Genomic DNA, 9374 nt, shown 5'->3' on the forward strand with positions numbered 1-9374 from the left:
CGGCGGGGGCGGCGGCGGCCGGCTCCGCGCGGCGACGCCGGCTCGCGACCTTGCCGACCGTGCCGTAGCCCACGAGCACGGCGCCCGAGGTCTCCTCGGCGGGAGCGGGAGCCGCGACGGGCTCGCGGTTCTCGATGGCCGTGTCGTCCTCGATCACGGTCTCCCCGGGAAGCGCCATCTGCGCGGGCGTCTCGGCGGGCGCGGAGACGCTCGGCGAGCCCTGCGCGATCGCGATGATGGGCGTGCCCACCTCGACCGTCTGGCCCTCCTGCACCAGGAGACCCGAGACCGTGCCCTCGAACGGGCTCGGCAGCTCCACGAGCGACTTCGCGGTCTCGATCTCGACGATCACCTGGTTCAGCGCCACCTGGTCGCCCGGCTGCACGCGCCACGAGACGATCTCGGCGTCGATGAGGCCCTCGCCCACGTCGGGCAGGGTGAACTCGGAATCAGCCATCGTGCGGTCCTCTTCTTCTGCCGCGCGGGCGGCGGGCGTCGTGACGGGTGCGGCGTCTAGTAGGCGAGCGAGCGGTCGACGGCCTCGAGGATGCGGTCGGCATCCGGGAGGTACAGCGTCTCGAGCTTCGCGGGAGGGAACGGGGCGTCGAACCCGGAGACGCGGATCACCGGCGCCTCGAGCGAGTAGAAGGCGCGCTCGGTGACGGTCGCAGCGATCTCGGAGCCGACCGACACGTGGCCCGGCGCCTCCTGCGCGACGACGAGGCGGCCCGTGCGCTGCACCGACTCGAGGATGGGTCCGTAGTCCACCGGCGACAGCGAGCGCAGGTCGACGACCTCGACGCTCGTCCCCTCCTCGGCGGCGAGCTCGGCCGCCTGCAGCAGCATCGCGACCATGGCGCCGTGGCCGACGAGCGTGACGTCGGTGCCGGAGCGCACGACGCGGCTCTCGTGCAAGCCGATCCCGGGGGCGGAGAGGTCGACCTCGCCCTTCGGGCGGTAGCGCGCCTTGGGCTCGAAGAACATGACCGGGTCGTCCGATCGGATGGCCTCCTGGATCATCCAGTAGGCGTCGTGCGGGGTGCTCGGGCTCACGACGCGGAGGCCGGGGGTGTGCGCGAAGTACGCCTCGGGGCTCTCCTGGTGGTGCTCGATGGCGCCGATGTGGCCGCCGTACGGCACGCGGATCACGACGGGCATGCGCACGGCGCCCTCGTGCCGGTTGGTGATCTTGGCGAGCTGGCTCGTGATCTGGTCGAAGGCCGGGTAGATGAAGCCGTCGAACTGGATCTCGCACACGGGCCGGTAGCCGCGCATCGCGAGGCCGATGGCCGTGCCGACGATGCCCGACTCGGCGAGCGGGGTGTCGATGACGCGGCGGTCGCCGAAGTCGCGCTGCAGGTGCTCGGTGATGCGGAAGACGCCGCCGAGCGGGCCGATGTCCTCGCCCATGAGGAGCACCTTGTCGTCGTCCTCGAGCGCGCGGCGGAGGCCGGCGTTGAGCGCCTTCGCCATGGGCATGCTCTCGATGCCGGCGGGCGCGCCGGCGCCCGTGCCGGTCGTCGCGGCGTCGCCGGATCCGGCGGGGGTGGCCGCGCGGTCGATGGTGTCGGTCATCGGTTCCCTCCCAGGGAGGCCTCGTAGCGCTCGAGCCACTCGCGCTGCTCCGTCGTGACGGGGTGCGGCTCCGAGTAGACGTGGTCGAAGATGCCGGGCAGCGCGGGGCTGGTCAGCTCGATGGTGCGGCGGCGGACGTCGGCGGCGAGGTCCTTGGCCTCCTCGTCGATGCCGTCGAAGAGCGACTGCGGCGCGCCCTGGTTCCGGAGGTACGCCTCGAGCCGGGCGATGGGGTCCTTCGCGACCCAGCCCTGCAGCTCGTCGTCCGTGCGGTACTTCGTGGGGTCGTCGCTCGAGGTGTGCGCGCCGACGCGGTAGGTGAGCGCCTCGATGAAGGAGGGGCCGCCGCCGTTCCGCGCGTCGTCGAGGTGCTTGGCCGTGACCGCGTAGCTCGCGAACACGTCGTTGCCGTCGACCTGCGTGCTGGGCACCCCGAAGCCGCGCGAGCGGAGGTAGAGCGGCGTGCGCGACTGCGTGGAGACGGGGACCGAGATCGCCCAGTGGTTGTTCTGGAGGAAGAAGACCTGCGGGGTCTGGAAGCTCGCGGCGAAGACGAACGCCTCGCTCACGTCGCCCTGGCTGGTGGCGCCGTCGCCGTAGTAGGCGATGACCGCGGTGTCGCGATCCGGATCCCCCGTCGCGACGTCGCCGTCGAACGCGACGCCCATCGCGTAGCCCGTGGCGTGCAGCGCCTGCGAGCCGATCACCAGCGTGTAGAGGTGGAAGTTCGCCACGGCCGGATCCCATCCGCCGTGCGTGACGCCGCGCATGAGGCGGACGATGTCGACCGGGTCGACGCCGCGGATGAGCGCGACGCCGTGCTCGCGGTAGGCGGGGAACACGTGGTCCTGCGGGCGGGTGGCCCGACCGGATCCGACCTGCGCGGCCTCCTGGCCGGTGCTCGGCGCCCAGAGGCCGAGGTGGCCCTGGCGCTGCAGGTTCGTGGCCTCGAGGTCGAACGCGCGCGTGAGGCGCATGTCGCGGAGGAAGCCGCTGTGGTCGTCCTCCGTGAGTCGCTCGAAGTACGGGAGGAACTCCTCGGCGGAGTCGCTCGGTGCGAGCTCGCCCGCGGGGGTCAGGAGCTGGACCGTCACATCGCTTTCCGGCATCGTCCCAACCTACCGGCGCGCAGGGTGGCCCTCCGGCAGCCCCCGGACAATCTCGGCGGACGCGTTCAGTAGCTTCCGGACAGAGGCGGGCTCGCCGATCGTGACGCGGATCCCCTCGGACGCGAACGCGCGGACCACGAGCCCGGCGGCCGCGAGCTGCGACTCCACCTCGGCGGTCTCCGCGCCCGTGGCGAGCCAGACGAAGTTGCCGTGCGGCCGCGGGACGGCCCAGCCCTGTTCGGTGAGCGCGCGCCAGGCCTCGTCGCGGTCGCGCGCGAGCACGGCCACGCGCTCCAGGAGCTCGTCCTCGTGCTCGAGCGACGCCAGCGCCGCGTGCTGCGCGTGGCCCGTGACGGAGAGCGGGATGGCGGCGGAGCGGGCCGCGTCGAGGATGCGCGGGTGCCCGACGGCGTAGCCGATGCGTAGCCCGGCGAGGCCGTACGCCTTGGAGAAGGTGCGGAGGACGACGAGGTTCGGGTGGTCGGCGAGGAGGCGCATGCCGTCGAGGGCATGCTCCGGGCCGACGAACTCGCCGTAGGCCTCGTCGAGGAGCACGAGCACGTCGCGCGGCACGGCCGCGAGCAGGCGCTCGAGGTCGGCCTCCGTGACGAGCGTGCCCGTCGGGTTGTTCGGCGTGCAGACGATGACGACGCGCGTGCGGTCGGTGAGCGCGGCGATCATGCCGTCGACGTCGTGCGAGTGGTCGGGCAGGTTCGGGACGGGGACCCCCGTGGCGCCCGCGACCGTGATGAGCGTGGGGTAGGCCTCGAAGGAGCGCCAGGCGTGGACGACCTCGTCGCCGGGGCCCGCCGCCGCCGTGATGAGCTGCGAGAGGATCGCCACGGATCCGGCGCCCGCGTGGACGTGGTCGACCGTGACGCCGAAGCGCTCGGCGAGCGCGGTGCGCAGCAGGGTCGCCCCCGCGTCGGGATAGCGGTTCACGTCGCGCACCTGGTCGATGCGCGCGAGCACCGAGGGCAGCGGGTCGAACGGGTTCTCGTTGCTGGAGAGCTTGAAGTCGTCCTCGCCCGCGGGCTTGCCCTGACGGTAGGCGACCATGGCCGCGATGGCGGGACGGAGCCGGACGGGGGCGGCGGCGTCGAGGGGCGCGGGTTCGGGGGTCACCGGGCGATTCTACGGGCGGGGTGCCGCCGTCCCCATGGCCAGCCCGGGTGCCGTCTGGGAGGATCGCATCATGCCCCGATTCCTCGTCCGCGTGGTCGTCAACGCCGTCGCGCTCTGGCTCACCACGCTCATCGTCTCCGGCACCGTCGTGACCGCCTACGAACCGGGCGACACCACGGCCACCGTCCTCACCTACCTGCTGCTCGGCGCGATCTTCGGCGTCGTGAACGGCGTGATCGGCACGGCGATCCGCATCGTGGCGTTCCCCCTCTACATCCTCACGCTCGGGCTCATCGCGCTCATCGTCAACGGCCTGCTGTTCCTCCTGGTGGCGGGGATCTCCGACACCATCGGCTTCGGCCTCACGGTGGAGGGCTTCTGGTGGGGCGTGCTCGGCGCGCTGCTGATGGCGCTCTTCAGCTGGCTCGTGGGGCTCGTGCTGCGGCCCGTGACCTCGCGCGCCTGATCCGCGCCTCACATCCCTCCGCCCGACGGGCCGGGCGGCCGCCGCTCCGCCCGGTAGAGGTGGGATGCGACGGGCGTCGCGCCGTCGAGGAAGCGATGCAGCCCGTCGCGCGCCGCGACCAGGCTCGGCGAGCGCGACGCGTCCATCTCCGTCGCCGTCGCCCGGTAGGTGTCGAGCCCGTGCGCGTCCAGCGGGGCCGCTGGGTCCGTCGGGCCGAAGGCCGGGGCCCGCACCACGACGTCGTCGCCCGCGTCGCCGGCCGACGAGCGCACGCCTCCCAAGGCGGGGACCGGGTCGTCCGTGTGCTCCACCGCCACGCCGTCGATCCCCCCGCGCAGCGGCAGCTGCCCGAGCGGGGAGCCGAAGGTGAGCTCGTGGGTGACGTGGAAGCCGGGGTCGTCGCCCACCGAGCGCGCGAGGATCCCGCCCATCGAGTAGCCGACGACGTACACCTCGTCGTGGGCCGTGACGCCCGCCTCGCGGAGCGCCGTCTCGGCCGCGTGCACGGCGGACCCGCCCTCCGTCGCCAGGGCGGCGGCCGCCGATGCGGGACCGAAGTCCTCGCGGCCCGTGCGCGGATCCAGGGTGACCATGCCGCCGAGGTAGGCGACGAAGCGGCGGCGCCCGTCCGGTGCGCGGTACTGCTCCACCCGCATCTGCGCCGAGCCGGGCACCGGGTCGGGGATCCGGTCGGCGAGGTCGGCCAGGCTCGACGGCGCCGGCCGGACCGCGTCGGCACGCACGTGGACGGTGGCCGACGGGTCGCGGAGGAGGCCGACGGCACCCAGCGCGGCGAGGAGCCCCGCGGTCGTCTCCCGCACGTCGTCGTCTCCGGTGGGGCGGCCCGGCAGGAAGCGCGTGGCCGAGGCCGCGATGTCCGAGACCGCGTCCCGGATCACGGCGGGCAGCATGATGCGGCTGCTCCCGTCCGGATGGAGGGCGAGGATGCCGAGGAGACCCGCCAGCCGGAGCCCGTCGGCCGACCTGCGGACGACCTCCTCGCCGAGGCCTCCCCAGCCCGAGCCGGCCGCATCCCGTGCCCCGTCGCCCGACGCGGATCGCACGCAGCGGTCGACGTCGCGCTCCCCGTCCGCGTACTCGGCGGCGGCGCGACGCAGGTCGACGGCGAGCGCCCGCGCATCGTGGGCCGCGGAGGCCAGGAGGGTCCGCGGCGCGTCGAGGCCGGTGTCGTGCTCGCCCGTGACCGAGGACACCAGGGGTGGCAGCGCGAGCGCCCGGGCGTGGTCGTCCAGGTGCCCGCCCGCGTCGTCGAGCCGTGCGGCGATGCGGATGAGGTCGTCCGTCGCGACCGCGGTGCCGCCTCCCACGGTGACGGTGAGGCCCGCGGACGCGTCGTCCGTCACGAGCGACCTCCGGAGCAGCCGGGCGCGGATCGCGGCGCGGGATGAGCGTCGTGGAGCAGCGTCGCGGCGAGCGCCACCCGGTCCGCGAGGTCGTCGAGGGCACGTGAGAACGCGTCGTGCGCGCGGCCGGACCACGAGGGGTCGTCACGGCACGATGCGATGTCACGGTGCGTCTCCGTCACCGCTCCGACGAGGACCGCGAGCGCATGCGCGCGCGACAGCGCCTCGGCGCGCAGCTGCCCGGGCGTGCTGCCGCCCTCCCGCCCCGCCGCGCCGCGCGGATCCCCGTCGCCCGCGCCCCATCCGCCCGCCTGCTCCCGCATCCTGCCCCGTCCTCTCCCTCGGCCCGCATCGTGCGCCGAGGCGGGAACGGACCGACGCCGGACGCCGCATCCGGGGGACGGGGATGCCTCGCGGGGGTGTGGGGAGGGACCGCAGCCGACAGAATGAGCGCATGGGAGCCCCCGACTCTCCGGCCCCGACGGCTCCCCCCGTCTTCCGGATCGCCTTCGTCTGCACCGGCAACATCTGCCGCTCCCCCATGGCGGAGGTGGTCTTCCGGGACCTGGTGCGACGCGCCGGGCACGCCGACCGCGTCTCCGTGACGAGCGCCGGGACGGGCGACTGGCACGTGGGCGAGCAGGCCGACGCGCGCACCCTGGACGCGCTCGAGCGGCGCGGCCTGTCGGGATCCGCGCACCGCGCCAGCAGTTCGACCCGGACACGCTCCCCGAGCTCGACCTGGTCGTCGTGTTCGACCGCGGCCAGGAGCGGACGCTGCGCCAGTGGGCCCGGACGGAGGCGGACCGGGCGAAGATCCACCTGCTGCTGTCGTTCGATCCTCCACAGGCGCACCTGCGGGACGTGCCCGACCCCTACTACACGGACGCGGCGATGTTCGACCGGGTTCTTGGGATGATAGATCGAGCCGCCCGGGCCCTCCTCGCGCAGGTCGAGCCCGGCATCCGTCCCCCCAGCTAGGAGATCCCCCCGCATGAGCCCGTTGCCCCCGCAGGTGCTGAGCCCCCTCGACGGCCGCTACGCCCCCGTCGTCACCGAGCTCGGCGAGCACCTCTCGGAGGCGGGCCTCAACCGGGCGCGCATCCACGTCGAGATCGAGTGGCTCATCCACCTCACCGACCGCTCGCTCCTCTCCACGTCGCCCTTCACGGACGCGCAGAAGGCGGCGCTGCGCGAGGTCGTCGCGGGCTTCGGGCAGGAGCAGATCGACGCGCTCGCCCGGGTCGAGGCCGTCACCCGGCACGACGTCAAGGCCGTCGAGTACTTCGTGCGCGACCGCCTGGCGGAGCTCGGCCTCGGGCACGTCGCCGAGCTCACGCACTTCGCGTGCACGAGCGAGGACATCAACAACCTCTCCTACGCGCTCGTCATCGACCGGGCCGTGCGCGAGGTGTGGCTGCCGAAGCTGGTCTCCGTCATCGGCGCGCTGCGCGAGCGGGCCCTCCTCTTCCGCGACGACGCGATGCTGTCGCGCACGCACGGGCAGCCCGCGACCCCCACGACCCTCGGCAAGGAGCTCGCGGTGTTCGTGCACCGGCTCGAGCGGTTGCGGGCCGACGTGGAGGACGTCGAGGTGCTGGGCAAGTTCAGCGGCGCCACGGGCACGTTCGCGGCCCACCTCGCCGCCGACGCCGACGTCGACTGGCCCGCCGAGTCGCGCGCGTTCGTCACGGGGCTGGGCCTCGTGTGGAACCCGCTCACCACGCAGATCGAGTCGCACGACTGGCAGGCGGAGCTCTACACGCGCATCGCGCACGTGAACCGGGTGCTGCACAACCTCTGCACGGACGTGTGGACCTACATCTCCATGGGCTACTTCCGGCAGATCCCGCAGGCCGGCGCCACGGGGTCGTCCACCATGCCGCACAAGATCAACCCCATCCGGTTCGAGAACGCCGAGGCGAACCTCGAGCTGTCGGATGCGCTGCTCGACTCGCTCGCGTCCACGCTCGTCACGTCGCGCCTGCAGCGCGACCTCACGGACTCCACGACGCAGCGCAACGTCGGCGTCGCGCTCGGGCACTCGCTCCTGGCCCTCGACAACATCGGGCGCGGCCTCCTCGAGATCGACGTCGACCGAGCGCTGCTGGCCTCCGACCTCGACGCCAACTGGGAGATCCTCGGCGAGGCCATCCAGACGGTCATCCGGGCGGAGATCGTGGCGGGGCGCAGCTCCATCAGCGACCCGTACGCGGTGCTCAAGGAGCTCACGCGCGGCAAGCGCGTCGGCCGCGACGAGATGCGCGCGTTCGTCTCCGGCCTCGACATCGGGGACGAGGCGAAGGCGCGGCTGCTGGAGCTCACGCCCGCCGGGTACGCGGGGCTGGCGTCGCAGCTGGTCGACCACATCCTCTGAGGTCGGGCATCGGGATCCCCGTCATGATGCGAGGGTCCCGGGACCGCTCAGCGGAGCCCATCGGCCCGGACGGCGTCGACCGGAGCGGACGCAGGCGGCTCAGTGCCGGGTCGGCCGGTCCGGGTGGTCCTGCTCGTCCATGTCCTGGAGTTCATCGCGGTTCGGCTTGAACGAAAGCGCGAGCATGGCCAGCATCACGAGGGCGCCGATGAAGGCGACGCCCGTGAAGACGATCACGACCGTCCAGCCCTGGCCGTCGGCGGGCCGGGTGCTGAGCGCCACGATGACGCCGACGAACGCGGCGAGCGCCGCGGCGATGCCGAGCAGCTCGGCGGGGCGCATGCGGTCCTTGCGGATGTTGGAAGTCACGGTCAGTTCGCGCTCTCGGTGGTCCGGGGGGCGTCCGCCGCGGAGGTCGCGGTGGGGGTGGATGTGCCCCATTTCATGCTCAGGGCGGCGATGACCAGGAAGACCCCGACGATCGCCGCGTAGGCGCCCAGCAGGCCGACGGCCACGACGGGCGCGGTGAGCTGGCCCTCGCGCTGCTCGACCCCGCCGTACTGGACGACGAGGTCCGGCGGCACGAGGAGGAAGGCGACGGCGAGGACGACGGTGAGCGCGCCGGTGGTGATCGCGTCGCTGGCGCCGGGCACGCGGCCGCGCGAGCGCAGGCCGGCGACGAGCTCGAGGAAGCCGGTGACGACCGCCCAGACGCTGACGACGTAGAGGAGGACGAGCACGCCGCCGTCGCGGGCGAGCAGCGCCGCGACGCCGGCCACCACGGTGAGCGCGCCCTGCGTGATCGCGCTCGTGCGGAGGCGCGCAGCGGGACCGCGGAGGGCGCGCGCGCCGAGGCCGGCCGTGATGGCGCCGGAGAGGATCGCGAAGACGCCGAACGCCACGAGGCCGAGGGCCGGCGAGTGGTCGCTGGAGAAGGTGATGAACGCGGCGAGCGCGAGCGCGGGCAGTGCGCGCAGGAGGAGCACGGGCCAGTACGCCGCCCGGAACGTCAGCTCGTCCTCGGACACGGCAGCCTCTCTCTCCATCCGGGCCAGCCTACTCGGTGGGTTCCTGGGCGGATGCTCGGCCGCAGCCCGCGATGACGGCCCCGTCGAGCTGGCCTAGGCTCGGTGCGTGACGAGTCCCCTCCCCCGTCTGGTCGCCGCGGCGGCCGGTGCGGTCGTCGGGCTCGCGGTCGTCTGCGCCGTGGGCGTGGCCTGCGGGATCGTCTACGCGAACCGGGCGTTCTGAGGCACGGGTTCCGGGGCGTCGTCGGCCCGGATCCGCGGGCCGGGTCCGCCCGTCCCGCGGCGCGTCCGTGCCGCAGCCCCACAGCCCGACCGCGCGCCGCATCCGCC

Annotated in this window: 11 protein-coding genes; 3 read left to right on the forward strand and 8 right to left on the reverse strand. The window is 73.7% G+C overall.

Features of this window, described 5'->3' with window-relative positions:
• The 4 genes from DZG00_RS08465 to DZG00_RS08480 all read right to left on the reverse strand — a co-directional run.
• On the reverse strand, positions 1–457 hold a 457-nt coding region (locus DZG00_RS08465), incomplete at its 3' end, for a biotin/lipoyl-containing protein (RefSeq protein ID WP_304650934.1).
• Positions 458–513: 56 nt separating this feature from the next.
• Positions 514–1479, reverse strand: coding sequence for an alpha-ketoacid dehydrogenase subunit beta (locus DZG00_RS08470; protein ID WP_119382342.1), 966 nt, complete (start codon positions 1477–1479; stop codon positions 514–516).
• Between the two features lie 92 nt (positions 1480–1571).
• Positions 1572–2684 carry a thiamine pyrophosphate-dependent dehydrogenase E1 component subunit alpha gene (locus tag DZG00_RS08475; RefSeq protein WP_119382337.1) on the reverse strand — a complete coding sequence of 371 codons (1113 nt, stop codon included), beginning with the start codon at positions 2682–2684 and terminating at the stop codon, positions 1572–1574.
• Positions 2685–2693: 9 nt separating this feature from the next.
• Entirely contained in the window at positions 2694–3809 is a 1116-nt protein-coding gene (locus DZG00_RS08480; protein ID WP_119382338.1) for a pyridoxal phosphate-dependent aminotransferase, read from the reverse strand.
• Between the two features lie 70 nt (positions 3810–3879).
• Here DZG00_RS08480 and DZG00_RS08485 point away from each other — a divergent pair, with 70 nt between their 5' ends.
• Entirely contained in the window at positions 3880–4275 is a 396-nt protein-coding gene (locus DZG00_RS08485; protein ID WP_119382339.1) for a phage holin family protein, read from the forward strand.
• Positions 4276–4283: 8 nt separating this feature from the next.
• Here DZG00_RS08485 and DZG00_RS08490 read toward each other — a convergent pair whose 3' ends face one another.
• Together DZG00_RS08490 and DZG00_RS08495 are read right to left on the reverse strand one after the other, a co-directional pair.
• Entirely contained in the window at positions 4284–5639 is a 1356-nt protein-coding gene (locus DZG00_RS08490; RefSeq protein WP_119382340.1) for a hypothetical protein, read from the reverse strand.
• Positions 5636–5962 carry a hypothetical protein gene (locus DZG00_RS08495; protein ID WP_119455531.1) on the reverse strand — a complete coding sequence of 109 codons (327 nt, stop codon included), beginning with the start codon at positions 5960–5962 and terminating at the stop codon, positions 5636–5638. The genes DZG00_RS08490 and DZG00_RS08495 overlap by 4 nt, the downstream gene beginning before the upstream one ends.
• A 367-nt stretch (positions 5963–6329) precedes the next feature.
• On the opposite strand from DZG00_RS08495, the gene DZG00_RS17580 reads away from it, so the two are divergent.
• The gene (locus DZG00_RS17580) at positions 6330–6620 is read left to right on the forward strand and encodes an arsenate reductase/protein-tyrosine-phosphatase family protein (RefSeq protein WP_255414034.1); all 291 of its coding nucleotides are present in this window, start codon (positions 6330–6332) and stop codon (positions 6618–6620) included.
• A gap of 13 nt (positions 6621–6633) precedes the next feature.
• Positions 6634–8016, forward strand: a complete 1383-nt coding sequence (gene purB, locus DZG00_RS08505; RefSeq protein WP_119382854.1) for an adenylosuccinate lyase — start codon at positions 6634–6636, stop codon at positions 8014–8016.
• A gap of 99 nt (positions 8017–8115) precedes the next feature.
• Here the strand turns inward: purB and DZG00_RS08510 are convergent, their stop codons facing one another.
• A complete protein-coding gene (locus DZG00_RS08510; protein WP_119382855.1) occupies positions 8116–8385 on the reverse strand; it encodes a hypothetical protein in 270 nt (89 codons plus the stop codon).
• 2 nt (positions 8386–8387) lie between these two features.
• Positions 8388–9062: a DUF308 domain-containing protein gene (locus DZG00_RS08515; protein ID WP_233549154.1), complete on the reverse strand. Its 675-nt coding sequence runs from the start codon at positions 9060–9062 to the stop codon at positions 8388–8390.
• Between the last annotated feature and the right edge of the window lie 312 nt (positions 9063–9374).

The organism is Clavibacter lycopersici, from assembly GCF_003576405.1.
GTDB lineage: Bacteria > Actinomycetota > Actinomycetes > Actinomycetales > Microbacteriaceae > Clavibacter > Clavibacter lycopersici.

What these genes read in the sequence shown, in the direction of transcription:
- DZG00_RS08515 (WP_233549154.1), bottom strand. Translation starts at nt 9,062, where the DNA reads ATGGAGAGAGAGGCTGCCGTGTCCGAGGACGAGCTGACGTTCCGGGCG.
- DZG00_RS08470 (WP_119382342.1), bottom strand. Translation starts at nt 1,479, where the DNA reads ATGCCCATGGCGAAGGCGCTCAACGCCGGCCTCCGCCGCGCGCTCGAG.
- purB (WP_119382854.1), top strand. Translation starts at nt 6,634, where the DNA reads ATGAGCCCGTTGCCCCCGCAGGTGCTGAGCCCCCTCGACGGCCGCTAC.
- DZG00_RS08475 (WP_119382337.1), bottom strand. Translation starts at nt 2,684, where the DNA reads ATGCCGGAAAGCGATGTGACGGTCCAGCTCCTGACCCCCGCGGGCGAG.
- DZG00_RS08485 (WP_119382339.1), top strand. Translation starts at nt 3,880, where the DNA reads ATGCCCCGATTCCTCGTCCGCGTGGTCGTCAACGCCGTCGCGCTCTGG.
- DZG00_RS08495 (WP_119455531.1), bottom strand. Translation starts at nt 5,962, where the DNA reads ATGCGGGAGCAGGCGGGCGGATGGGGCGCGGGCGACGGGGATCCGCGC.